This window comes from Mesorhizobium sp. B2-3-4 (assembly GCF_006442315.1).
GTDB lineage: Bacteria > Pseudomonadota > Alphaproteobacteria > Rhizobiales > Rhizobiaceae > Mesorhizobium.
The window spans coordinates 85187-106991 of sequence record NZ_VFVY01000014.1 but is presented as its reverse complement, the minus strand read 5'-3'; the positions used below and the strand labels follow the sequence as shown (position 1 = coordinate 106991).

The window sequence follows — 21805 nt, the reverse complement described above, 5'->3', positions numbered from 1 at the left end:
GCTCTCCAGTGGGGTCAGTAGCGTTCCTGGAGAGAGTTCCGTGCATCGACGTGTGTTGAAGCGGCTGGTCGCCGCCGCCGGTGAGAAACGCAGCCTTGTGTCTCCGTTCATCATCGGTCTCGGTATCTGGATCGGCTTTCCGACCGTCGCCGCCTACCAGGACATGACGAGCCTTGTGTCCGGCCTCGAATCGCCGACCGCGCGCTGGAACTCCTATGTCGAGAAATCGGTGGCCGGGTCCGTCCACGCGGCCGAGATGCCATTCGTCGATTCGGATACTACCGGCTCGATCTCGGGCTCGGGCGTGCGTCTTCCCGGCGTCGGCGCCGTCTCGTTCCGTGGCAAGGGCGGCAAGGTCAGCGGGTCGCCCGACGAGGATCGCGTCATGCGCGCCGACAAGAAGGGCCGCATCGTTCAGGTCTCGCCGGTGGCGCCGCCGAAGAACTTCAATGCCGGCTCGATCTTCCAGCGCACCTCTTCCTTGATGCGGCCGAGCCTCGACGGCGACCTGAAAATGGCTTTCGCCAAGCCCCAGATCAAAGGCAAGGAAATCCAGATCGCGGCGGCATTCCATGCGCGCGAGGACAAGAAGCCGGATTCCGGCGTCCCGACCATGCTTGCCGCACTGGTCAACAATGACCACGCCGATATCCTGGCGACCGCTTACGCGCAGTCCGAACCCGATTATGCCAAGGCCTCGCCCTTCGAGGCCCTGCTGCAGGACGAGCAGCCCAACAGCGGCCGGTTCATCCCGCCGATGGCAAAGGGCGACCACGCCTGGATCCAGAATCCGCTTCCCGCCAGCGCCTTCTCCAAGCCCGAGCAGAAATGCCTGGCCAACGGCATCTATTTCGAGGCACGCGGCGAAACCGTGCGCGGCCAGGCCGCCGTCGCCCAGGTGATCCTCAACCGGGTCCGCAATCCCGCTTATCCCAATTCGATCTGCGGCGTCGTCTACCAGAACGACAACTGGTTCAACCGCTGCCAGTTCTCCTTCGCTTGCGATGGCAGGAAGAAACGCATCGACAACCCCGTCGCCTACAAGACCGCGCAGGACGTCGGCATGGCCGTCACCGCCGGCAAGATCTTCATTCCGGAGGTCGGATCCTCGACCCACTATTATGCCCAGTATGTCCATCCCGGCTGGGCGCGCACGATGCAGAAGATGACCAAGATCGGCCTGCATATCTTCTACCGGACCTATGGTGGCGGCTGGAGCTGATCGGCCCGTCGACCGCCGTTCTTTTCATCCGGCCGGACCGTCGATCGGAGAGCCATTGTCCGGGGGATTCGCGCAGCGCATCGCCCCGATCGTCCCGGGCACGATGTCGCACCTTTCTAATATATTGATTTTACTATATAAAATACACTGCTTGGAACTTCCGTCCGTGGCTTGACGGGCGCAAACCCTCTAACTATGTTGCCGGCGACTTTAGAAGCGGACGGACGGTGACGGTCTGCCCGGGCAGGGGGGTTGCGATGGCCGAGAAAAACAGGCCAGACGGAACCGGAGAAACCGGCCGCGGCAAGCAGCATGACGCCGAAATCCGCGACGACGATCTTGAGCGACGTCGGCGTGAACTTGGAGCATCGCTTGCGACAAGGCTGCCGAACCGGCTCGAGGGGAAAGACGACGCGAAACCAGTGACCGGATACGGTCAGGCACTCAAGCTGTCCAGCGAGTTCGTCGCCGGGGTGGTGGTCGGTGCCGGCATTGGCTGGATCATCGACCGTCTGGCGGGAACATCGCCATGGGGTCTGATCGTGTTCCTGCTGCTTGGTTTTGGCGCCGGTGTGCTCAATGTCATGCGTTCGGCGGGCGTTGTGGCGGAATTTGGACAGGGCAAGAATTCACGCCCTGACCGGGACGACAGCAAATAGCCGCGACGCGGCAAATGGTAATTTGGCCGTACGCGGCATTGACGAGGTTTGAACGTGGCAGCTGACAAGGTCGATCCGATCCACCAGTTCCATATCATCAAGCTGATACCGATCAATATCGGCGGCTACGACGTATCCTTCACCAATTCGGCGCTGTTCATGGTCGCCACCGTGATCGTTGCCGCGGCCTTCCTGTTGCTGACCACGTCGAGCCGCAGCCTGGTTCCGGGCCGGCTGCAGTCCATCTCCGAAATGTCCTATGAATTCGTCGCCAACATGCTGCGCGACGCCGCCGGCACGCAGGGCATGAAGTTCTTCCCCTTCGTGTTCTCGCTGTTCATGTTCGTGCTGGTCGCCAACCTGCTCGGCCTGTTCCCTTATTTCTTCACCGTCACCAGCCACATCATCGTCACCTTCGGGCTTGCCGCATTGGTGATCGGAACCGTGGTGGTCTACGGCTTCATGAAGCATGGTCTGGGCTTCCTCAAACTGTTCGTGCCGCACGGCGTGCCGGTCTTCCTGCTGCCGCTGGTGGTGCTGATCGAGGTCATCTCCTTCGTGTCGCGCCCGGTCAGCCTCTCGGTTCGTCTGTTCGCCAACATGCTGGCCGGCCACATCACCCTCAAAGTGTTCTCCGGCTTCGTCGTCAGCCTCTCGGCGCTGGGCGCGGTCGGCGTGGCGGGTTCGATCCTGCCGCTGGCCATGGCGGTGGCGCTGACGGCGCTCGAGCTGCTGGTCGCCTTCCTGCAGGCCTATGTCTTTGCCGTGTTGACCTGCATGTATCTCAACGACGCCCTGCATCCCGGGCACTGAGGCAAGAGTTTCCGGCGCACGAATTGCCGCCGGATGGAATCGCAACGGAATTTCAGATCCAAAGGAGTTGAACAAATGGACGCAGAAGCAGCAAAGTACATCGGCGCCGGCATCGCTTGCCTGGGCATGGGTGGCGCGGGCATTGGCCTGGGCAACATCTTCGGCAGCTACCTCTCGGGCGCGCTGCGCAACCCGTCGGCTGCCGACGGCCAGTTCGGCCGCCTGATCTTCGGCTTCGCTGTGACCGAAGCTCTGGGCATCTTCTCGCTTCTCATCGCGCTGCTGGCCCTGTTCGGCTGAGTACTGAGAAGATTGGACAGGCCGGCCGCGTGAGCGGCGGGCCTGATATCTGGGGATAGTCCATGTTCGTGACATCTGCCTTCGCGCAAGAGTCCGCGCCCGCTGCCGACACCAGCCACGCTGCGACGGAAGGCGAGACGCATTCCGGCACCAGCGTGCCTGCCGAGCACGGTGCATTTCCGCCATTCGATCCGGCGACGTTCCCGTCGCAGCTTCTATGGCTGGCGATCACGTTCGGGCTGTTCTACCTCTTCCTGAAGCGGGTCGTGGTGCCGCGCGTCGGGGGCATCATCGATGTCCGCAACGATCGCATCAGCCAGGATCTCGACCAGGCCGCCAAGCTGAAGGGCGAGGCTGACGCTGCCGTTGCTGCCTACGAGCAGGAACTGGCGGAAGCCAAGAAAAACGCCAACGCGATCGGCCAGCAGGCCAACGACGCGGCAAAGGCGGAAGCCGAGACTGCCCGCAAGAAGATCGAGGCTGCGCTCGACGAGAAACTCGGCGAGGCCGAGGCCCGCATTTCCTCCATCAAGGCCAACGCCATGAAGGAAGTCGGCAGCATCGCCGAGGACACCGCTTCGGCCATCGTCGAGGCACTGGTCGGCGGCAAGGCCACCAAGGCCGAGATCGCGGCCGCGGTCAAATCCGTGGCCGGGTGAGGAGCGCATCATGGACGCTACATCTCTCGCAACGCTCTGGGCCACGATTGCCCTGGTCATCTTCCTGGCCATCGCCATCTACATCAAGGTGCCTGGCATCATCGCCAAGGCGCTCGATGCGCGTGCCGCCAGGATCAGCAACGAGCTCGACGAGGCACGCAAGCTGCGCGACGAAGCCCAGCAACTGCTCGGCCAGTACAAGAAGAAGCGCAAGGAAGCCGAACAGGAGGCTGCCGACATCGTCGCTGCCGCCAAGCGTGAAGCCGAACTGCTCGCCGCCGAGGCGCACAAGAAGACCGAGGACTACGTCGCGCGGCGCACCGCGCTGGCCGAGCAGAAGATCGGACAGGCCGAGCGCGAGGCAATCGGCGAAGTGCGCGCCAGCGCCGTCGACATCGCTGTAGAAGCCGCCCGCACGCTGCTCGCCGCCAAGGTTGACGCCAAGGCCGGAGCCGACCTGTTCAAGTCCGCTGTGGCCGATGTGAAGGCCAAGCTCAACTGAGCCGATAGACCGTAGAAATCGAAAGCCGCCCTTGCAACCTGGCGGCTTTTTTGTTTTCAGAGGCGCGACGACGGCGTTGCAAATCTCCCTCACGAGGGCAGAGATCGGCTGCTTCGCCGCCTCACTCCAGTCCGGTAAAACTCTCTTCTTCGGTCATCTCGACGCCACCGAGCCTGAACGGCGCGAAGGAAACGCGATGCAGCCTCGCGACCGGGCCATGCGCCTCGATCGCCGTACGGTGCCGGGCCGTGGCATAGCCCATATGGACTTCGAACCCGTAGCGGTCGTGATGGCTGCCGCAGCCGCACATCATGCGGTCGCGCATCACCTTGGCGACGATCGAGGCGGCGGCGATCGACTGCGAGCGCTGGTCTCCCTTGATCAGCGCGCGGCCCTCGCAAGGCAGTCCCGGCGGCACGTCGCGCCCGTCGGCAAGCGCGAGCTTTGCCTGAACCGGCAGTCCGACCAGCGCGCGGCGCATCGCTTCGAGGCTCGCCTTGAGGATGTTGCTGTTGTCTATGCCCTCGGCGCTCACCGACGCCATCGAAACCCCGAGCGCGGAGCCGATGATGCGCAGGAACAGCGCCTCACGCTGCAAATGGCTGAGCCGCTTAGAATCGTCGAGCCCCTCGGGAATGTTGGCGGGGTCGAGCACCACCGCCGCCGCCACCACCGGCCCGGCCAGCGGGCCGCGGCCGGCTTCGTCCATACCGGCCACCGGCCACAGGCCGTCAGCCATCGCCTTCGTCTCGAAGGAGAAATCGGGTTTCTCGACGATTTCGAAGAGAAGCGGAGAATCGGAACGCGCGCGAGCCATGTTGCGGCGAGGTTCGCATCGGCTCCGATTCTCCGCAAGTCCCTCCGGGTCGGGTGGGGCGCCGGACCGGGAGGGCACCGTCTGCAGGCCGGGGCAGGCCGGACGGGATTTTCTCGCCACGGCGGCAATCAAACGGGCCACCGCGCTCTGTCTTTCAAAGCAGCATCAACTGCTCCTGGTCCTTGCCGGCGGCGACGAACTGGTCGGTCCGCAGTGTGCGCCGTTCGGCATTGAGGCCGAGCCGCTTGGCTGTGATCTCGAAGCGCCGGCCGATCTGCCAGGCATAGGGTCCGGCGCCCTTCATGCGCTTGCCCCATTCCGAATCGTAGTCCTTGCCGTCGCGCATCGAACGGATCAGCGACATGACGTGACGATAGCGGTCGGGATAGTGGCGCAGCAGCCAGTCTTTGAAGATCGGGCTGACCTCCAGCGGCAGGCGCAACACCACATAGCCAGCCTCGCGCGCCCCGGCATGGTGTGCCGAGTCGAGGATGCGTTCCATCTCCTGGTCGGTCAGGCCCGGGATGATCGGCGCCACCATCACCGACGTCGGGATGCCGGCGTCCGAAAGCTGCCTGATCGCCTCGAGCCGCTTGGTCGGCGTCGATGCGCGGGGCTCCATGGTCCGCGCCAGCATGCGGTCGAGCGTCGTCACCGACAGCGCCACCTTGGCCAGTCCGCGCTCGGCCATGCGCGACAGGATGTCGATATCGCGCACCACCAGGGCCGACTTGGTGACGATGCCGACAGGGTGGCCGCGCGCCTCCAGCACTTCGAGGATTTCGCGCATGATCCGGTACTGCTTCTCGATCGGCTGGTAGGGATCGGTGTTGGTGCCGATTGCGATGGTGCGCGGCTGGTAACCGTCCTTCGACAGCTCCTTGTCGAGCAGGCGCGCCGCGTCCGGCTTGGCGAACAGCTTGGATTCGAAATCCAGCCCCGGCGACAGCCCCATGAACGAGTGGGTCGGCCGCGCGAAGCAATAGACGCAGCCATGTTCGCAGCCGCGATAGGGATTGATCGACCGGTCGAATGAAATGTCGGGCGATTCGTTGCGCGTGATGATGGTGCGCGGCTTCTCCACCTGCACCTCGGTCTTGAACGGCGGCAGTTCCTCCAGCGAACTCCAGCCATCGTCGAAGACATGGCGGCTGACCGGTTCGAACCGGCCGGACGGATTGATGCCCGCCGACCGGCCGCGGTTACGGTCCGGACGGACGCGCATGCCGCTCTGTTCGATCATTGCATTGGCCATCTCGGCTCGTCCTGCTCCGAAGGCTGCAATGTCGGCGCGCATGATCGGTTCCATCTTCGCCCGCTCCCAGGGACTTTCCATATTGTGTCGAATCGCTCTGCTCATGAAATTATTCCTATTTTGTTGATGAGAACAAAGCAAGAACTTTCTATGGTGCACTGCGAAAACTGGCGTCGGACAGTGGTTTCCGCTATTCGGCTGACATGCTCAGTGTTCTCATCGAAACGCACAATGACGAGGAGGGTCTCGCGCGCACGCTGGCGACGCTGATTGGCGGCGCGGTCGAGGGCGTGGTGCGCGAGGTCGTCGTCTGCGACACCGGTTCCACCGACCAGACGCATCGCGTCGCCGAGCATGCCGGCTGCCACTATGTCGGGAGCGGCGGCATAGCCTCCGGCATCCGCCAGGCAAAGGGCGACTGGCTGCTGTTTCTCGAACCGGGCGCGAGGCTGGTCGAGGGCTGGATCGACGCGGTCGTCGCCCATACCGCCAGGCAGACCATGGCGGCCAGGTTCTCGCGGGCGCGGGGCAGCCGTCCGCCGTTCCTCGCCCGGGTCTTTTCGGCAAACCGCGCGCTTGCCGAAGGATTGGTGATCAGCAAGCGACAGGCGGCGTCCCTTTCGAAGAGTGCGGCCACCGCCGAGGCTCTCGCGCGGGGCCTGGCAACCAGGCGGCTCGACGCCGAGATCTGGCCGGCGCCGCCGAAACCCCGCTCACCGAAATAAATTTTGCCGCTGCTCTGTTTGTTGTGCATTGCACAAAATCTGACGCGAGGGTAGATTTCCCACAAGGCGGCTGAACTGGGTTTGGGTCATGCGAGTGGTGAAACCGATGCGGCATCGGGAGCACGCTCATTGCCGAGGACCCAATGAACCTTCAGACATCAGACAAGTCAGGTGGCGCCAGCCTCGAGGCCATCGCGCGCAACGGCAGCCTGCTGCGGCGCATCGCCGTGCGCATTCCGACCTATCTGACCGATTTACGCGAAAACCCTGCCTGGCTGCCGATGTTCGTTCTGGCGCGTACCATGCCCGGGCGCCGGATGCACTGGCTGGCCGCCAGGCGAGCCCGTCCGGTCGACAACGCAAGGGATACGATGTTTACCGGCGTGGAGCGCGAAGCCGTTGTCGGCGCGCTGCGTTCGGACGGGCTGTTCTCAGGACTGGTCCTGCCGTCCGACATCCATCGGCAGATCGCGGATTTTGCCCGTCGCACGCCCTGTTTCGGCAATTTCGATCGCCGTCTCGAATTCATGCCGGACGAACATGGGCAGGCCGAGAAGCGCCTCGGCCGCTCGCTGCTCAGCGGTCATTATTTCGAGCGCATCCTCGACTGTCCGGCGGCACTTTCCGTCCAGCGCGATCCGCTGCTTCTCGACGTTGCCGCGCACTATCTCGGCGGTCAGGCGAAGCTGATCACGACGCGCGTCTGGTGGAGCTTTCCGACCGGCAAAGCCACGGATGCCGACAAGAACCTGGCTTCGCTCGGCAAATACCATTTCGACCTCGACGACTGGCGGATGTTGAAGTTCTTCTTCTACCTGGTGCCGGTCGATGCCGGCACGGGGCCGCATGTCTATGTCAGGGGCAGCCATAACAGGCGCGCCATCAAGCATCAGCTGACCCTTCTGGTCGGCCATCCGGCCGAAGAGGTGCTCGACGTCTATGGCCAGCAGAGCCCGGTGACCTTGATCGGAGAGGCTGGTCTCGGCTTCGTCGAAGATCCGTTCGGTTTCCACATGGGCACGGTACCGGCGCGCACGCCACGGCTGATGATGGAAGTTGGTTTCGGCGTCTCCAGGCCCTCGCGCCGCCGTTTCCACGGCGAGCCGGTCATCCGCTGAAGGCGGGTCATTCGAAAGTCATCTCGACAGGCATCCAGCGAAGGCGGCGCCTGGCCAGCCGCTGTTGTTTGCTTTCGGCGTCGAAATCGACGGGGATCGGTTGCCGGTCGAACGCCTGCCGGTCGTCCAGGGCATTGACGACGAGGACCGCCCTGGCAGCGTCATCGTCCCCGGCGATCGCCGCGACGTAGACGCCGCACTCCGCGCAGATGAGATAGTCAGCCGTTCGCAGCCCGAACCGATATCTGCGCAGCCGCCTCTTGTCCCGGACCGAGAGCGTCAGCCTGCCATCAGGGTCGGAAACGGCACGAGAACCATGTCTGGTGCAGAACGAGCACTGACAGGCTCGGACCTCCATTTGCGATGGGTCGAGTTTGGTCGAAAATCGAAGGCTTATGTTACCGCAGTGGCAACCGCCGGCGTGTATCGTCATCGCATGCCTCTTTGTCGTGACCGCAAAGGCCGTCGCGACAAAGCTATCTTCCGCGGCATTCGGATTGGAATGGTGTTTCGAAGGCGAGGGCGCCATTCTGCCTGGCAAAGGTGCTGCGATACCGGCGCCTCACCTCGGCTTTACGGGCTCGACGTCCCGCGCCGCAGATGCTCGTCGAGGCGCGGCATGATCTCGACGAAGTTGCACGGCATGTGCCGGTAGTCGAGCTGCGCCTTCAGTATGCCGTCCCAGGCGTCCTTGCAGGCGCCGGGCGAGCCCGGCAGCACGAAGACGAAGGTGGCGTTGACGACGCCGCCGGTCGCCCGGCTCTGGATCGTCGAGGTGCCGATCTTGTCGTAGGAGATGCGGTGGAACACCTCCGAAAAACCATCCATCCGCTTTTCGAAGATCGGCTCCAGCGCCTCCGGCGTCACGTCGCGCCCGGTGAAGCCGGTCCCACCGGTTGTGATCACGACATCGATCTTCTCGTCGCGCGACCAGGCCAGCACCGTTTCGCGGATCTTGTCGCGGTCATCGGTGACGATGTCGCGGGCCGCCAGGACATGGCCGGCCTCGACGATGCGCTCGGCCAGCGTCTGGCCGGATTTGTCGTCGGCGAGGCTGCGTGTGTCCGAAACCGTCAGCACCGCGATGCGCACGGGGAGGAAGGAACGGGTCTGGTCAATCCCGGCCATTTCAGTCGGCCTCCGATGGCACGCTGCGCGTCGCTGCGACGAACCAGTCAGGCTGGCGGGCGCGGATTTCGGCCGCCGCACGCTTGGCCACATTGCCGGTCTCGAACAGGCCAAAGCACGTCGCACCCGATCCCGACATCCGCGAAAATCCCGATCCGGCCTTGTCGAGCCAGGAAAGCGCCCTGCCTATGGCGGGCTGTATCGCAACGGCCACCGGTTCGAGATCGTTGCGGGTGATCTCGAGCCAGTTGCGCAGGCTGTGAAAATCGATGCTGCGCGGCAGCGGCGGCAATGGCTCATTGTCGCGACGCGAAAGTGCGGCGAAGATTTCGGCCGTCGAGATCGGCGTTCCCGGATTGACCAGCACCAGTCCCAGCGCCGAGAAATCCGGCACCATCGATAGCTCCTCGCCAATGCCGCGCGCCACCAGCGGTTTTGCCGACAGGCACATCGGCACATCGGCGCCAAGCGTGAGACCGATCCGCGCCAGCTCGGCGCCGTCGATGCCCAGTCCCCAGATCGCCGCCAGCCCGCGCAGCACGGCCGCTGCGTCGCTCGACCCTCCGCCCACGCCGGACGCGACCGGAAGGTTCTTTTCGAGCCTGATGCTCACGGGGGGGGTGTCTTGAAGGCCGGCGGCCTGCCGTAATGCGTCACGCGCCTTCAGCACCAGATTGCCGCCATCGAGCGGGACGTCGGGCGCATAGCGGCCCGAGACGCCGAACGCATCGCCGTCGGACAGTTTTATCTCGATCCTGTCGCCAAAGCGCGTGAACACGGCCAGGCTTTCGATGAGGTGGTAGCCGTCGGCGCGCCTGCCGGTGACGTGCAAGGCAAGGTTTATCTTGGCGGGCGCCGCCCATGTCCGGGCATCCGGACCGGATTCCGCGGTCTCGATTGCGAGTGAAATGAGGGTCAGTCCTTGGCCAGCCGGTATTCGCCGGTCTTCGGATCCTTGACCAGGGTCCCCATGGCGCCGTTGGCCGCCTGTTTTTCGGTTCGCCGCACCTTGGCCGTCACGCGTTCAGCCTCGCGCAGAAAGGTGCGGTAGCCGAAATAGGCTGCGACGCCGACGACGGCGAAGAAAATGAGCTGCGGCATGTCAAAACTCCTACCACGCTGGGCCGGTAAGGGCGGCCGGTCGGGTCTTTCGGGCAACCATGCTAGACGCTTTCATGGCTTTTTCAAAGCCCGAAGCGCGCCCACAATGCGCGCTCTTCCGCCGCATCGATGACGCCGCTGGCGGCAGCCGCGGCGATATCGGGCGCCGAAAAGCCCATTTTCGAGCCGAACAGGCCGAAGCGGCCGAACAGACCGCGCGGCGCCGTCACCAGCCTCAACTGGGTCTTGGGCCCGAAGCGGGTCTTCAGCACCGTGCGCATGTCGCCGAGCGCATCGACGAGGCCAAGCTGGAGGCCTCTCTTGCCGGTCCAGAACAGCCCGGTGAACAAGTCCGGATCATCCGCCAGCTTCGTACCCCGCCGCTCCTTGACCAGATCGATGAACGTCTCGTGCACTTCGAGCTGCAGTGCTTTCAGCCGCTCGACGTCTTCCTTTTTCTCGGGTTTGAACGGATCGAGCACCGCCTTGTTCTGGCCGGCGGTATGGACGCGGCGCTCGACGCCGATCTTCTTCATCAGTTCCGGAAAACCGAACGAGGCCGATACGACGCCGATCGAGCCGACGATGGAGGACGGGTCGGCGAAGATCTCGTCGCCGGCGACCGCGATCATGTAACCGCCGGACGCCGCGACATCCTCGACGAAGACAAGGACCTTTTTGTTCTTCTCGATCGCCAGATCACGAATGCGCTTGAAGATGAGCCGCGACTGCACCGGCGAGCCGCCCGGCGAATTGATCGACAAAGCGACCGCCGGGGCGTCGAAGGAGAATGCCTTCTCGATCAGTCCGGCGGTGGAGCCAAGTGAGAGGCTCGGCCGGAACTGGCCGCCGCCGGCCATGATGGTGCCGTGAAGCCGGATAACCGGAATGGTGACGACGGTGGAGCGCCAGGATTTCGGCAGCAGGCGGTTGAAAAGACGTTTCACGATGGCGCGGTCTCCGGCGATGGTTGCAGGCATGTAGGGATTTCCCGGCCAACGGCAATGCGCGGGCCAGGAACAACTCAGTCTCCGAACAGCGATGCTAGTCCATTGGTGATCATTTCGCTGCGCTCGTCGGGCCGATTGCCCGCTTGCGCGTGCAGCATCAGGGGCGGGCGGATGGCAAGCTTTCCCCGTGCGCCAAGTGCCGCCCGCACGACAATGCGGATTGCCGCCGCGTCCGGACGAGGGTGTACGGCGAGCATTTCGGCTTCGCCGAAGCGGCCCGACATCGCATCGAGAATGGCGCCGAGCTGTTCGGGCCGCGCAATGACGGCCAGCCCGCCGCGCGGCCTGACAACCGCCGCCGCACTGCGGATCCAGCTTTCGAACAGCCCGTCCTCCATGACATGGGCCTCTTTTCGCAGAGGCTCAGGCGTGGCGCGGTCCCGCGCGGCGTTGAAAGGCGGGTTCATGATGACGAAGTCGAAGTCATTGTCGGCAAGGCCGGCGGCGGCGCGGCCCCGGCCCGACACCGTGACATTGGCGACAAGTACGGCGGCGCGATCGCTGAGATGCGCATTGCCGGGATGGGCAAGCGTGGCCGCGGCGAAGGCCGCCATTTCGGGCGCGCGTTCGACCAGCACGGCCGTCGCGCCCGGACAGCGCGACAGCACCGCCAGGCCGGCGGCTCCGGCGCCGGCGCCGAAATCGGCGAGCCGTCCGCCAAACGAGGACGGCACCGATGCGGCCAGCATCATGGCGTCCATCCCGGCGCGGTGGCCGCCATGTTTGGGCTGCACGAGCCAGAACCGGCCGCGATGGAAAGCGTCGACCGTATGGGCCGGCATATCCGTGGCGATGGCGGCTGGCGCGGCGGACATTATTTCTGGCGGATTTCGTTGGCGATGCCGGCATCGGTCAGGATGCGTCGCGCGGCGTCGGCCTGATCGGCATCGACCATGACGCGCCGCGGCAGGATGCCGAGGGAGCCGTCGAGCACGCTCATATTCTGGTCGGCGACGAAACAGCCTATGCCGGCGTCGCGCATCAGCGATTCGACAAAGGAGATGATGACGGCGTCGTTGGTTCGGATGAGCTCTATCATCGGGCGAAACTCTCAGTTTGCGGCGCCGATGTAAACGGGCGCGCGGATTGCGGCATTTCCAGCGCCCCTGATTCTAGCGCTCGGCGAAGTGGCGTTTCAGCCTGACGATATCGTCCGTTGTCCAGCCCTGAACGTCCGTCACCTCGATCCAGGCATCAATATAGTGCTCCGGCGCGTAGACATGGCCATGGCCCATCGGCATGGTCGCGGCCGCCACCATGTCGACCGCCAGTTGCAGGAACGTCACGATGGGATACCAGCGCAGATCGGCCGAAACGTCGGGCCCGCGCGGTTGCGCCATCCAGTCGGGCCTCCTGTAGAAGGATTTGGGTTCAAAGAAAGTCACCGCATCGCTGGCATATTGCAGATAGACGATGCGCATCGGCCCCCAATGCGCATTCGGGATGTCGAGCGCATTGTTCTGGTTGGTGAAGCGTACATAGGAGCCGTCACGAAAGCGCGGCAGCCAGGCCGGCGAGCCTGGATTGCGGTTCCTGGTGATGGAGCGCCAGATACGGCTCGAATAGGGCGGGCCGCTCCACAGCGCGCCCTGGTAGGGGTCGCCCAGCACCTCGAACAACTCGTTTGATTGTTCCGAATTCATCGCGCCCAGGCTCAGCCCATGCAGATAGAGCTTCGGGCGGTGATCCCTGGGCAAAGTGGTCCAGTAGCGATAGACCTCGGCGAACAGCGCTCGCGCGGCATCGCCGCCATAGCCGGGCTCGACCATCAGCGACAGCCAGCTTGGCAGATAGGAGTACTGGATCGCGACGCTGGCGACGTCGCCGCCACGCAGGTATTCGAGCGTATCGATAGCCGCCGGATCGATCCAGCCGGTCCCGGTCGGCGTGATGATGACCAGGATCGAGCGATCGAACGCGCCGACGCGCTTCAATTCCGCCAGCGCCAGCCTCGCCCGCTCCTCGGCCGTGTCGGCCGAGCGCAGTCCCGCATAAACACGGATCGGCTCGAGCGCATCGCGTTTCAGGAAGGATTGCAGGTCCTGTTTCGCCGGTCCGGTGGTGACGAATTCCCGGCCGGTTCGTCCAAGATGCTCCCAATCGATCAGCGAGGCCGCACTCCCGGTCTTGGCGGGATCAGCCGGTTGCCGGGCCTTATCTTCCACGAGCGCGTCGAGCTTTTGATAGGAACCGTCGGCGACGTGCAGCGCGTATCTCAAGAGAACGCCGTTGATGATGCTGCCGAAGAGCAGGACGGCGACCGAAACGCCGGCGACGATGGCGATCCGTCTGGGGATGAAGAGGGCAAGCCAGCCGGACACGAGGCGAAACGTGATCTGGAAGAGCCGCGCCAGCATCAGGGCCAGGACAAAGGTGATCAGCGCGATCAGGCCGATCTTGAGCGGCTGCGCGCTGTCGACCGGTTTCAGTTCCATCAGTGTTCGAATCGAATTCTGCCATTCGGAGGCGCGCCAGAGAAAGACCAGGGCGATCGCCGCGCAGATGAGGGCCGCGATCCGCTTGACCGGCCGCGCCTTGCCCGGCGCCGGCATGGGAAGCTCCAGATAGGTCCACAGCCAAAGGCTGAAAACACCGATGCCGTAGCCTACGGCAAGGCAAAGGCCCGAGAGAACGCCTTGCATGAGCGCGGCGCGCGGGTTGAGCGAGGGTGTCAGCGATGCCGCGAAGAACAGGGTGCCCGTGAGCAGGCCCACCAATGAGAACGAGTGCAGCAGCCGGATTGTCCAACCTCGCATCATCGGCTGTGTTCAACTCCCTTTCGCCATCGGTTTACAGGCTCTCGCCGCCGCCGCGCCAATTCGCCACTTGCCGTGCCCGTATCCGCCGCCCTAGAGTCCAGCCAGGGACTAAGGGTGCCGTCGCACGCGTTATACCAAGACGGGAGTGATTGTCGTGGGTGTCGTTCTCAACATCGAAAACGGGAAGCGGGAACCCGCATCCATCAAGGATTTGATCGATCTGACGGCGACCGACATGGGTCGCGTCAATGAACTGATCCTGTCCAAGGCCGGTTCCGACGTCGAGATGATTCCCGAGGTCGCCAACCATCTGATCTCTTCGGGCGGCAAGCGGCTCAGGCCGATGTTGACGCTCGCCGCCGCGCAGATGTTCGGCTATGCCGGCGAAGGCCATGTCAGGCTCGCCACCGCGGTCGAGTTCATGCACACCGCGACCTTGCTGCACGACGATGTCGTCGACGAGAGCGGCATGCGGCGCGGCAAGAAGACCGCCCGCATGATCTGGGGCAACCAGGCCAGCGTCCTGGTTGGCGACTTCCTTCTTGGCCAGGCCTTCCGCATGATGGTCGAGGTCGGTTCGCTCGAAGCGCTCGACATCCTGTCCAGCGCGGCCTCTATCATCGCCGAGGGCGAGGTGATGCAGCTTGCTGCCGCCAAGAACCTCGAAACCACCGAGGACGAGCATTTCGCCGTCATCAAGGCCAAGACCGCCGCGCTGTTTTCGGCCGCCGCGGAGGTTGGCCCGGTCATCGCCCAGGCGACCCGGAACGATCGCGCGGCGCTGCGCTCCTATGGCATGAATCTCGGCCTTGCCTTCCAGCTGATCGACGATGCGCTGGACTATGGCGGCACCAGCAAGGATCTCGGCAAGAATGTCGGCGACGATTTCCGCGAGGGCAAGGTGACCTTGCCTGTCATCCTTGCCTATCGGCGCGGCAGCAAGGCCGAACGCACGTTCTGGAAGCGTGCCATCGAGGACAATGTCACCGACGACGCCGGGCTGGAAAAGGCGATCGGCCTGATGACCCGCCACGGCGCAATCGCCGACACGATCGGGCGCGCGCGACATTTCGGCGAGATCGCCCGCGACGCGCTGGCGCCGCTGGAAGAAACACCGCAGAAATCGGCGCTGATCGACGTCATCGATTTCTGCATCAGCCGGGTGAACTGAGCGCGGCGGTTTTTCGCGGATCGGTCTTCCGGCCCGTGCCGGGGATACGACGATGATTTCCGTCTCGCCACCTCGACAAGCCGCCCTGCCGCAAATTATCTATAAATCATGGCAAAGGGCACGGACGACACCATAGCGGTGCGCATCGGCAAGGCGCTGGCGGATCGCATCATCTCAGGCGCGATCGAGCCTGGGGCCCGGTTGCGCCAGGATCATATCGCCGAGGAATTCAACACCAGCCATGTGCCGGTGCGCGAGGCGTTCCGCCGGCTCGAGGCGCAGGGGCTGGCGGTCAGCGAGCCGCGCCGGGGCGTGCGCGTGGCGGCCTTCGATCTTGGGGAGGTCAAGGAGGTCGCCGAAATGCGGGCGGCACTCGAAGTGCTGGCGCTTCGCCATGCCGCGCCGCATTTGACCTCGGCCATCCTGGATCAGGCCGAGGAAGCGACGAAGGCCGGCGACAAGTCCCGCGACGTCAGGTCCTGGGAAGAAGCCAACCGCGCCTTTCACCGGCTGATCCTGACACCGTGCGGCATGCCGCGGCTGATTGCCACCATCGATGACCTGCACGCCGCCAGCGCCCGCTTCCTGTTCGCGGCATGGCGTTCGGAGTGGGAGGCGCGCACCGATCAGGACCACCGCGCAATCCTTGTCGCCTTGCGGCAGGGAAACACCGAATCGGCAGCGGCGACCCTGGGACGGCATGTCCAATGGATCGGCCGCAAACCGGTCAGGACCGCCTCGGGCGCTACACGCGAAGCCTTCACGATCGTGGGTTGAACAGCCTTTTCCCGAGCCCAGGCTTGCCATGGACCCAAAAGTGTGGATTCGATAATAGATCGAATGAAAAAATTATCTATAATTTTGGATCGACTGAAGGGAAGCCCATGACCAACCTCGCATTCTCGTCCGCCAGACCGTCTTTCAGCCCGCTACGGCTGCAGCAGCGGTCGCTTGCCTGGCAGGTCGGCGCTGTCGTGCTCGGCACGCTGTTCCTGGCGCTGTTGTCCCAGATCGAAGTGCCGATGATACCGGTGCCTGTCACCATGCAGACCTTAGCCGTGACGCTGATCGGTGCCCTTTATGGGTGGCGGCTGGGGGCCATCACCATCGCCGCCTGGCTGGTCGAGGGCGCGGTCGGTTTCCCGGTTCTGTCCGGCGGCGCCGCGGGCGCGTCCTATTTTGTCGGCCCGACCGGCGGTTATCTCTTCGCCTTCCCGGTTGTCGGCGCGCTTGTCGGCTGGCTGGCCGAACGCGGCTGGAACGGCAACAGGGTGGTGCTTGCCTTCGCCGCCATGCTGCTCGGCAATCTTGCCTGTCTCGTGCTCGGCACGGCATGGCTCGCCGTGATGATCGGCGCCGAACAGGCCATCACCTTCGGCTTTGTGCCGTTCATCGTCGGCGGCCTGCTGAAGTCGGCGCTCGGTGCCGCGACGCTCATGGCGCTTCGCGGCGGCAAGGCCAAGCCGGCCAATCCGTGACAGTCAGGCTTCGCGCCCATCATCTCCTTTGCCTGCTCACCTATGTGGGCAAAGGGTACAGCCCCGCCTTCACCGCCAACTACGACCTGATCGCGGGGCGCCTGGGGCGGGGCGAGGACATTCTGGTCGTGTCCGGTCCCGACGACATATGCGCGCCGCTGCTTGACGAGGCCGAGCCGCATTGCCTGCGCGAAAGCGCGGCCGAGCGTGACCGGCTTGCCGCGCGTGACGTGGGCTCTCTCGTCGGGCGGCCGATCCGGCCCGGCGACCGGCTCGATCTCGATGCGCCGATGCTGGCGAGCATGCGGCAGGGCTTTGCGTCGGGCCTCACGCGCCAGGCCTGTCAGGGCTGCGAGTGGAACGGACTTTGCAGCGCCGTTGCCGGCGAGGGCTACCAGCATGTGCTGCTGCGCTGAGCACCGCGCGAGCAAACGCATTGACCGGCGCGAATGTCACGCCAAAAAGCTATCCCGCAGTGGCATTCTTTGTTAATCGGGTGACCCGATTGTGAATTTCAGGCGGATTGAAGCGCGACCCCAAAAAGGCCATGCTTTGCCCGGAAAGATCGAGTCTGGGCCGATTCCGCGGATGCGGAGACGGCGCTTGGCTGAAAGGGATACGATGCAGCAAGGACGTGCGCGCTGGCTGACAAGGCTGGCAATTGTGACGGGCATGGCGATCTCGGCTTTGCCGGCCTATGCCAAGCAATCCACCGAGCCGGTCAAGATCTCGTCGTTCTCGGGCGCCTATCTGGCAGCCCGGATCGCCGAAGGCGACAACGACCTCGACAGCGCCATCGCCTATTACAAGCAAGCCCTGGCTTTCAACCCCAGCGATACCAGCCTGCAGCAGAGCCTGATGCTGTCGCTGATCGCTCAAGGCCGTTTCGATGAATCCCTGGTCTATGCCGACAAGCTCAAGGAAGTGCCCGACGTCGAGCGCTTCTCGCGCCTGGCGCTGGCGGTCGATTCCTTCCACAAGAAGGATTTCTCCAAGGCGCAGTACTGGCTCAAGCTGTCGCTGGAATCCGACCTCGACCGGTTGATCTCCGGCGTCATGTCGGGCTGGGCCCAGCAAGGTGCCGGTCAGGCCAGCGATGCGATGGCTTCGATCGACAAGCTGCAGGGGCCAGACTGGTTTGGCCTGTTCAAGTCCTTCCACCGCGCGCTGATCGCCGATGCCTCCAACATGCCCGAGAAGGCCGAGGCGATCTACGCCGCCACGATGCAGGATACCGCCGCCGGCGGTGCGGCGCCCGAGACCTGGATGCGCAACGCGCAGGCCTATGCCTCGTTCCTGGTCCGCAAGGGCGACAAGGCCAAGGCGATCTCGGTGCTCGACCAGGCCGAGGCGTTTTCGCCGGGCAAGCTGGAAATCGTCGCCTTGCGCGACAGGATCAGCAAAGGCGACAAGGTCGCCCCCTTCGTCTCCGGTCCGTCCGACGGTGCTTCCGAAATCCTGCTCGATCTCGCCACCGCGCTCAACCGTGGCGGCGGCGAACCATTCGTGCGCCTTTACCTGCAGTATGCGCTTGCCCTGAAGCCGGACAGCGATGCGGCTCTCGTGCAGCTCGCGGCGGTCGCCGAACAGCTGAAGGACGGCGAGGGCGCCATCGCGCTCTATCGGCGCATCCCCGACTCTTCGCCGCTGAAGGAGATTTCGGACCTGCAGCTTGGCCTCAACCTGGCCGACCTCGATCGTCAGGACGAGGCGATCACCCATCTGAAGGCCTTCGTCGACGCCCATCCCGACGATATGCGCGCCTATCTGGCGCTCGGCGGCGTCTACTCCTCGAAAGAGGATTTCCGCTCGGCGGCCAATCTCTACGACAAGGCCGTCGACGTGCTGAAGACGCCGACCGCGGCGAACTGGAACATCTTCTACCAGCGCGGCATCGCCTATGAGCGGCTGAAGGAATGGCCGAAGGCCGAACCGAGTTTCCGCAAGGCGCTGGAGTTGCAGCCGGATCAGCCGCAGGTGCTTAACTATCTCGGCTATTCCTGGGTCGATCAGAATACGAACCTCAAGGAAGCCCTGGAGATGATCCAGAAGGCCGTCGATCTCAGGCCGAGCGATGGCTACATTGTCGATTCCCTGGGGTGGGCCTATTTCCGCCTCGGCCGCTTCGATGACGCGGTGCGCGAGATGGAACGCGCCGTCTCCCTGAAGCCGGAAGATCCGGTTCTGAACGACCATCTCGGTGACGCCTATTGGCGCGTTGGCCGCAAGCTGGAAGCCACCTTCCAGTGGAACCAGGCCCGCGACCTGAAGCCCGACCCCGATGTGCTGGCCGCTTTGCAGCAGAAGCTGATGAAGGGCTTGCCGCCGATCGAATCCAATACGGCGCAGGAAACGCCGAAGGTAAAGCCGGTGACGCCGGCCCCGAAGGGTTGAGATCTTTTTTCCTGGAATGCTAACGGGGCTCTTCGGAGCCCCGTTTTCGTGCGGGTCGATATGAAGCCGAGACGTGGCACGGCGTGGGAAAGCGGCCTCAAAACATCTTTCGATAGACGACAAAGCCCGAGCGTTCGCCGACTTTGTCATAGAGCTTCATCGCCGTGTGATTGGTCTCATGGGTCAGCCAGTACACACGGCCTGAACCGGCTGATTGCGCCCGTTCATAGACACCCTCGATCAGCGCCCGGCCAACACCTTTTCCACGCGAAGCCTGCGTGGTGAAAAGGTCCTGCAGATAGCAGTTCGGCGCGATCGCGGTGGTGCTGCGGTGGTAGAGATAGTGCACGAGGCCGATGAGTTCGCCCTGGCTCTCGGCGACCAGCGCATGGACGGGCTCATAAGCATCGAAGAAGCGCGACCATGTCATCGCGGTGATCTCGCTTGCCAGTGCTGTCTCGCCCGAGCGGCCGTAGAAGGCGTTGTAGCCGTCCCACAGCGGCAGCCACCGCTCGAAATCCTGGCGCATGACGGGGCGGATGGTGATGGGGTTGGGCATGGGTCGACCTATCTGTTGTCAGGAATGAAGCAGACCGCAGGTTACCCGGCGCGGCAATGGGCCAATGCCCGGCAAAGCTTCAACATTGCGCGGCATGCCCGCGACGAGCCGCCTTGCTTGACGCTTCGCCGCCGTGTCTCTAGGACGGGCGAGCAAGCATGCCTTTGTTGTCGAGGCCATCGTGACGATTGAAATTCCCGCCCACATGCACCCCAGCCGCTCGTTCCAGGGGCTGATCTTGACCTTGCACAATTACTGGGCCGCCTATGGTTGCGTCATCCTGCAACCCTACGACATGGAAGTGGGGGCTGGTACTTTCCATCCGGCAACGACGCTGCGCGCGCTCGGCCCCAGGGGCTGGAATGCCGCCTACGTCCAGCCATCGCGCCGTCCCAAGGACGGCCGCTATGGCGAGAACCCGAACCGGCTGCAACATTATTACCAGTACCAAGTGATCCTGAAACCCAATCCGCCGAACCTGCAGGAGCTCTATCTCGGCTCGCTCAAGGCGATCGGCGTCGATCCGCTGCTGCACGACATCCGCTTCGTCGAGGACGACTGGGAAAGCCCGACTCTGGGCGCCTGGGGCCTTGGTTGGGAATGCTGGTGCGACGGCATGGAAGTATCGCAGTTCACCTATTTCCAGCAGGTCTGCGGCATAGAATGCGCCCCCGTGGCAGGCGAACTCACCTATGGGCTGGAGCGCCTGGCCATGTATGTGCAGGGCGTCGACAATGTCTACGACCTCAATTTCAACGGCCGCGAAGGCGCCGACAAGGTCACCTATGGCGAAGTCTTCCTGCAGGCCGAGCAGGAATATTCGCGCCACAATTTCGAGTACGCCAACACGGCGATGCTGCTTCGGCATTTCGATGACGCCGAGGCCGAATGCAAGGCGTTGCTGGAAGCGGGCGCACCGGCCTCGAACGACAATTTGCCGATGCACAAAATGGTCTTCCCCGCCTATGACCAGTGCATCAAGGCCAGCCACGTCTTCAACTTGCTCGACGCGCGCGGCGTGATCTCGGTCACCGAACGCCAGAGCTACATTTTGCGCGTGCGCAATCTGGCCAAAGCCTGCGGCGAGGCGTTTTTGAAGACGCAGGCGGGTGGATTGGCCGCCTAGCAGGGTTTGGAAACAACTTATCCGCTTGAAGGTATAATATTTCCCGTTTAGGTTGTCCGCAGTTGCAAGCAGCGGCGCGGGGGCTGAAAGTGGGCATCTTCAGGAATTTTTCGACCAACACCACTTGGCTTACCAGGCTGCTTTGGCTGGGCATTCTGGTCGATGTCATCGCCGTTCTGTCCGGTCTGTCGGAGATCTGGCTGCTCAGCGACATCGAAAGCGGCAACCATGCCTATGATCTGGCAGCCGCCGCCGAGAGGAATGACACCAGGCAGCAGGCGATAGGCATTGTCCAGCTGATTATCTGGCTGGCCCAGGCGGTCATCATCCTGGCGTGGATCAGGCTTGCCAACAGGAATGTCCGCGCCTTGGGCGCCAGGGATATGGAGTTCACGCCGGGCTGGGCAATCGGCTGGTATTTCATCCCGGTCGCCAATCTGTGGAAACCCTATCAAGCCATGGCCGAGATATGGCGGGCAAGCAGCGGCTCGCCGGATTGGAAAACAGGCGAGACCTCGGGTGACCTGATCGGCTGGTGGATTGCCTGGCTGGCGGCCAATGGGCTCGGCCGTCTGTCCTTCCAGTTGATGATGAAGGCCGAGGCGATCGGCGAGATCAAGAATGCCTCGATAGCGACCACGGCCGCCGATATCGCCAGTATCGTACTTTCCGTGCTCTTTCTGGATATCATCAAGGAAATTCATCGGCGGCAGTCGAACTGGGCCGCGGCGCCGCGATCTCAGAATGTGCCCGCGCCGGTGGCGGGCGATACGCTGTAGGCGATCGGTGCAAGGATGGCTTGAGCGCCGGCGCTATCGATGGTGCGCAGCGCCTGCCGCACGCCCGGCATCGAGAAGGCGCCATGTGCTTGCGCGGTGAAGCAGGCGCCGAGCGCGAGGATCTGCAGAAGCCTGGATGCCGTTTTCATGATCGTTCAGCCAATAGTTCCCTGCCTGAGCGTGGGTCGCTTCAGCGCAGCCTTCGGTTCATGGAAATCTTTGATCCAAGG

General features: G+C 63.7%; 27 protein-coding genes. 15 read left to right on the top strand and 12 right to left on the bottom strand.

Annotation, left to right across the window (positions count from 1 at the left end):
- The first annotated feature begins 40 nt into the window (after positions 1–40).
- From FJ967_RS20765 to FJ967_RS20740, 6 genes are all read left to right on the top strand, one after another.
- Positions 41–1222, top strand: a complete 1182-nt coding sequence (locus FJ967_RS20765) for a cell wall hydrolase (RefSeq protein WP_140733688.1) — start codon at positions 41–43, stop codon at positions 1220–1222.
- Positions 1223–1479: 257 nt separating this feature from the next.
- Positions 1480–1881, top strand: a complete 402-nt coding sequence (locus FJ967_RS20760) for an AtpZ/AtpI family protein (protein ID WP_140733687.1) — start codon at positions 1480–1482, stop codon at positions 1879–1881.
- Between the two features lie 54 nt (positions 1882–1935).
- On the top strand, positions 1936–2694 hold the full coding sequence (locus FJ967_RS20755) for a F0F1 ATP synthase subunit A (protein WP_140733686.1): 759 nt from the start codon (positions 1936–1938) through the stop codon (positions 2692–2694).
- 75 nt (positions 2695–2769) lie between these two features.
- A complete protein-coding gene (locus tag FJ967_RS20750; RefSeq protein ID WP_013896722.1) occupies positions 2770–2994 on the top strand; it encodes a F0F1 ATP synthase subunit C in 225 nt (74 codons plus the stop codon).
- Positions 2995–3056: 62 nt separating this feature from the next.
- Complete coding sequence (locus FJ967_RS20745; protein WP_140733685.1) at positions 3057–3653, top strand: F0F1 ATP synthase subunit B; 597 nt, start codon at positions 3057–3059, stop codon at positions 3651–3653.
- A 10-nt stretch (positions 3654–3663) separates the two neighbouring features.
- Positions 3664–4155 carry a F0F1 ATP synthase subunit B gene (locus FJ967_RS20740; protein WP_140733684.1) on the top strand — a complete coding sequence of 164 codons (492 nt, stop codon included), beginning with the start codon at positions 3664–3666 and terminating at the stop codon, positions 4153–4155.
- 121 nt (positions 4156–4276) lie between these two features.
- On the opposite strand, the gene FJ967_RS20735 is transcribed toward FJ967_RS20740, so the two are convergent.
- Together FJ967_RS20735 and FJ967_RS20730 are read right to left on the bottom strand one after the other, a co-directional pair.
- A complete protein-coding gene (locus tag FJ967_RS20735) occupies positions 4277–4972 on the bottom strand; it encodes a ribonuclease HII (RefSeq protein WP_140733683.1) in 696 nt (231 codons plus the stop codon).
- Positions 4973–5126: 154 nt separating this feature from the next.
- Positions 5127–6281, bottom strand: a complete 1155-nt coding sequence (locus tag FJ967_RS20730) for a PA0069 family radical SAM protein (RefSeq protein WP_140716982.1) — start codon at positions 6279–6281, stop codon at positions 5127–5129.
- 149 nt (positions 6282–6430) lie between these two features.
- Between FJ967_RS20730 and FJ967_RS20725 the strand changes: the two genes are divergently transcribed.
- Both FJ967_RS20725 and FJ967_RS20720 read left to right on the top strand, forming a co-directional pair.
- Positions 6431–6952 (top strand): glycosyltransferase, encoded by a 522-nt coding sequence (locus FJ967_RS20725; protein WP_140733682.1) that lies wholly within the window; start codon positions 6431–6433, stop codon positions 6950–6952.
- Between the two features lie 143 nt (positions 6953–7095).
- Positions 7096–8070, top strand: a complete 975-nt coding sequence (locus tag FJ967_RS20720) for a hypothetical protein (RefSeq protein ID WP_140733681.1) — start codon at positions 7096–7098, stop codon at positions 8068–8070.
- 7 nt (positions 8071–8077) lie between these two features.
- Here the strand turns inward: FJ967_RS20720 and FJ967_RS20715 are convergent, their stop codons facing one another.
- From FJ967_RS20715 to FJ967_RS20680, 8 genes are all read right to left on the bottom strand, one after another.
- Positions 8078–8503: an aldehyde-activating protein gene (locus FJ967_RS20715; protein WP_140733680.1), complete on the bottom strand. Its 426-nt coding sequence runs from the start codon at positions 8501–8503 to the stop codon at positions 8078–8080.
- Between the two features lie 140 nt (positions 8504–8643).
- The gene (gene moaB, locus FJ967_RS20710; RefSeq protein ID WP_140733679.1) at positions 8644–9198 is read right to left on the bottom strand and encodes a molybdenum cofactor biosynthesis protein B; all 555 of its coding nucleotides are present in this window, start codon (positions 9196–9198) and stop codon (positions 8644–8646) included.
- A gap of 1 nt (position 9199) precedes the next feature.
- Positions 9200–10108 (bottom strand): 4-(cytidine 5'-diphospho)-2-C-methyl-D-erythritol kinase, encoded by a 909-nt coding sequence (locus FJ967_RS20705; protein ID WP_181176051.1) that lies wholly within the window; start codon positions 10106–10108, stop codon positions 9200–9202.
- A 5-nt stretch (positions 10109–10113) separates the two neighbouring features.
- Positions 10114–10299 carry a hypothetical protein gene (locus FJ967_RS20700; RefSeq protein WP_127277518.1) on the bottom strand — a complete coding sequence of 62 codons (186 nt, stop codon included), beginning with the start codon at positions 10297–10299 and terminating at the stop codon, positions 10114–10116.
- 83 nt (positions 10300–10382) lie between these two features.
- Positions 10383–11246, bottom strand: coding sequence for a S49 family peptidase (locus FJ967_RS20695; RefSeq protein WP_140733765.1), 864 nt, complete (start codon positions 11244–11246; stop codon positions 10383–10385).
- Between the two features lie 77 nt (positions 11247–11323).
- The gene (locus tag FJ967_RS20690) at positions 11324–12124 is read right to left on the bottom strand and encodes a methyltransferase (protein ID WP_140733677.1); all 801 of its coding nucleotides are present in this window, start codon (positions 12122–12124) and stop codon (positions 11324–11326) included.
- Positions 12124–12348, bottom strand: a complete 225-nt coding sequence (locus tag FJ967_RS20685) for a DUF2007 domain-containing protein (protein ID WP_027142312.1) — start codon at positions 12346–12348, stop codon at positions 12124–12126. The genes FJ967_RS20690 and FJ967_RS20685 overlap by 1 nt, the downstream gene beginning before the upstream one ends.
- Before the next feature lie 73 nt (positions 12349–12421).
- On the bottom strand, positions 12422–14068 hold the full coding sequence (locus FJ967_RS20680) for an alpha/beta-hydrolase family protein (protein WP_140733676.1): 1647 nt from the start codon (positions 14066–14068) through the stop codon (positions 12422–12424).
- Positions 14069–14222: 154 nt separating this feature from the next.
- Between FJ967_RS20680 and FJ967_RS20675 the strand changes: the two genes are divergently transcribed.
- From FJ967_RS20675 to FJ967_RS20655, 5 genes are all read left to right on the top strand, one after another.
- Positions 14223–15239, top strand: a complete 1017-nt coding sequence (locus FJ967_RS20675; RefSeq protein ID WP_140733675.1) for a polyprenyl synthetase family protein — start codon at positions 14223–14225, stop codon at positions 15237–15239.
- Between the two features lie 108 nt (positions 15240–15347).
- A complete protein-coding gene (locus tag FJ967_RS20670) occupies positions 15348–16016 on the top strand; it encodes a GntR family transcriptional regulator (protein ID WP_140733674.1) in 669 nt (222 codons plus the stop codon).
- Positions 16017–16123: 107 nt separating this feature from the next.
- Positions 16124–16717 carry a biotin transporter BioY gene (locus FJ967_RS20665; RefSeq protein WP_140733673.1) on the top strand — a complete coding sequence of 198 codons (594 nt, stop codon included), beginning with the start codon at positions 16124–16126 and terminating at the stop codon, positions 16715–16717.
- Positions 16714–17133 carry a DUF1284 domain-containing protein gene (locus tag FJ967_RS20660; protein ID WP_140733672.1) on the top strand — a complete coding sequence of 140 codons (420 nt, stop codon included), beginning with the start codon at positions 16714–16716 and terminating at the stop codon, positions 17131–17133. Before FJ967_RS20665 ends, FJ967_RS20660 begins: the two co-directional genes overlap by 4 nt.
- 205 nt (positions 17134–17338) lie before the next feature.
- Positions 17339–19111, top strand: a complete 1773-nt coding sequence (locus tag FJ967_RS20655) for a tetratricopeptide repeat protein (protein ID WP_140733764.1) — start codon at positions 17339–17341, stop codon at positions 19109–19111.
- Between the two features lie 97 nt (positions 19112–19208).
- Here FJ967_RS20655 and FJ967_RS20650 read toward each other — a convergent pair whose 3' ends face one another.
- Positions 19209–19670, bottom strand: a complete 462-nt coding sequence (locus FJ967_RS20650; protein ID WP_140733671.1) for a GNAT family N-acetyltransferase — start codon at positions 19668–19670, stop codon at positions 19209–19211.
- Positions 19671–19851: 181 nt separating this feature from the next.
- On the opposite strand from FJ967_RS20650, the gene FJ967_RS20645 reads away from it, so the two are divergent.
- Both FJ967_RS20645 and FJ967_RS20640 read left to right on the top strand, forming a co-directional pair.
- The gene (locus FJ967_RS20645) at positions 19852–20796 is read left to right on the top strand and encodes a glycine--tRNA ligase subunit alpha (protein WP_140733670.1); all 945 of its coding nucleotides are present in this window, start codon (positions 19852–19854) and stop codon (positions 20794–20796) included.
- 89 nt (positions 20797–20885) lie between these two features.
- Positions 20886–21575, top strand: coding sequence for a DUF4328 domain-containing protein (locus FJ967_RS20640; RefSeq protein ID WP_181176043.1), 690 nt, complete (start codon positions 20886–20888; stop codon positions 21573–21575).
- On the opposite strand, the gene FJ967_RS20635 is transcribed toward FJ967_RS20640, so the two are convergent.
- Entirely contained in the window at positions 21536–21724 is a 189-nt protein-coding gene (locus FJ967_RS20635) for a hypothetical protein (RefSeq protein ID WP_140733668.1), read from the bottom strand. The two genes, FJ967_RS20640 and FJ967_RS20635, sit on opposite strands and share 40 nt — an antisense overlap.
- Positions 21725–21805 lie beyond the last annotated feature (81 nt).

Coding starts and splice junctions, on each gene's coding strand:
- FJ967_RS20725 (WP_140733682.1), top strand. CDS start 6,431: ATGCTCAGTGTTCTCATCGAAACGCACAATGACGAGGAGGGTCTCGCG.
- FJ967_RS20730 (WP_140716982.1), bottom strand. CDS start 6,281: ATGGAACCGATCATGCGCGCCGACATTGCAGCCTTCGGAGCAGGACGA.
- FJ967_RS20690 (WP_140733677.1), bottom strand. CDS start 12,124: ATGTCCGCCGCGCCAGCCGCCATCGCCACGGATATGCCGGCCCATACG.
- FJ967_RS20650 (WP_140733671.1), bottom strand. CDS start 19,670: ATGCCCAACCCCATCACCATCCGCCCCGTCATGCGCCAGGATTTCGAG.
- FJ967_RS20635 (WP_140733668.1), bottom strand. CDS start 21,724: ATGAAAACGGCATCCAGGCTTCTGCAGATCCTCGCGCTCGGCGCCTGC.
- FJ967_RS20760 (WP_140733687.1), top strand. CDS start 1,480: ATGGCCGAGAAAAACAGGCCAGACGGAACCGGAGAAACCGGCCGCGGC.
- FJ967_RS20700 (WP_127277518.1), bottom strand. CDS start 10,299: ATGCCGCAGCTCATTTTCTTCGCCGTCGTCGGCGTCGCAGCCTATTTC.
- FJ967_RS20685 (WP_027142312.1), bottom strand. CDS start 12,348: ATGATAGAGCTCATCCGAACCAACGACGCCGTCATCATCTCCTTTGTC.
- FJ967_RS20720 (WP_140733681.1), top strand. CDS start 7,096: ATGAACCTTCAGACATCAGACAAGTCAGGTGGCGCCAGCCTCGAGGCC.
- FJ967_RS20665 (WP_140733673.1), top strand. CDS start 16,124: ATGACCAACCTCGCATTCTCGTCCGCCAGACCGTCTTTCAGCCCGCTA.
- FJ967_RS20745 (WP_140733685.1), top strand. CDS start 3,057: ATGTTCGTGACATCTGCCTTCGCGCAAGAGTCCGCGCCCGCTGCCGAC.
- FJ967_RS20735 (WP_140733683.1), bottom strand. CDS start 4,972: ATGGCTCGCGCGCGTTCCGATTCTCCGCTTCTCTTCGAAATCGTCGAG.
- FJ967_RS20680 (WP_140733676.1), bottom strand. CDS start 14,068: ATGATGCGAGGTTGGACAATCCGGCTGCTGCACTCGTTCTCATTGGTG.
- moaB (WP_140733679.1), bottom strand. CDS start 9,198: ATGGCCGGGATTGACCAGACCCGTTCCTTCCTCCCCGTGCGCATCGCG.
- FJ967_RS20715 (WP_140733680.1), bottom strand. CDS start 8,503: ATGACGATACACGCCGGCGGTTGCCACTGCGGTAACATAAGCCTTCGA.
- FJ967_RS20740 (WP_140733684.1), top strand. CDS start 3,664: ATGGACGCTACATCTCTCGCAACGCTCTGGGCCACGATTGCCCTGGTC.
- FJ967_RS20655 (WP_140733764.1), top strand. CDS start 17,339: ATGCAGCAAGGACGTGCGCGCTGGCTGACAAGGCTGGCAATTGTGACG.
- FJ967_RS20750 (WP_013896722.1), top strand. CDS start 2,770: ATGGACGCAGAAGCAGCAAAGTACATCGGCGCCGGCATCGCTTGCCTG.
- FJ967_RS20670 (WP_140733674.1), top strand. CDS start 15,348: ATGGCAAAGGGCACGGACGACACCATAGCGGTGCGCATCGGCAAGGCG.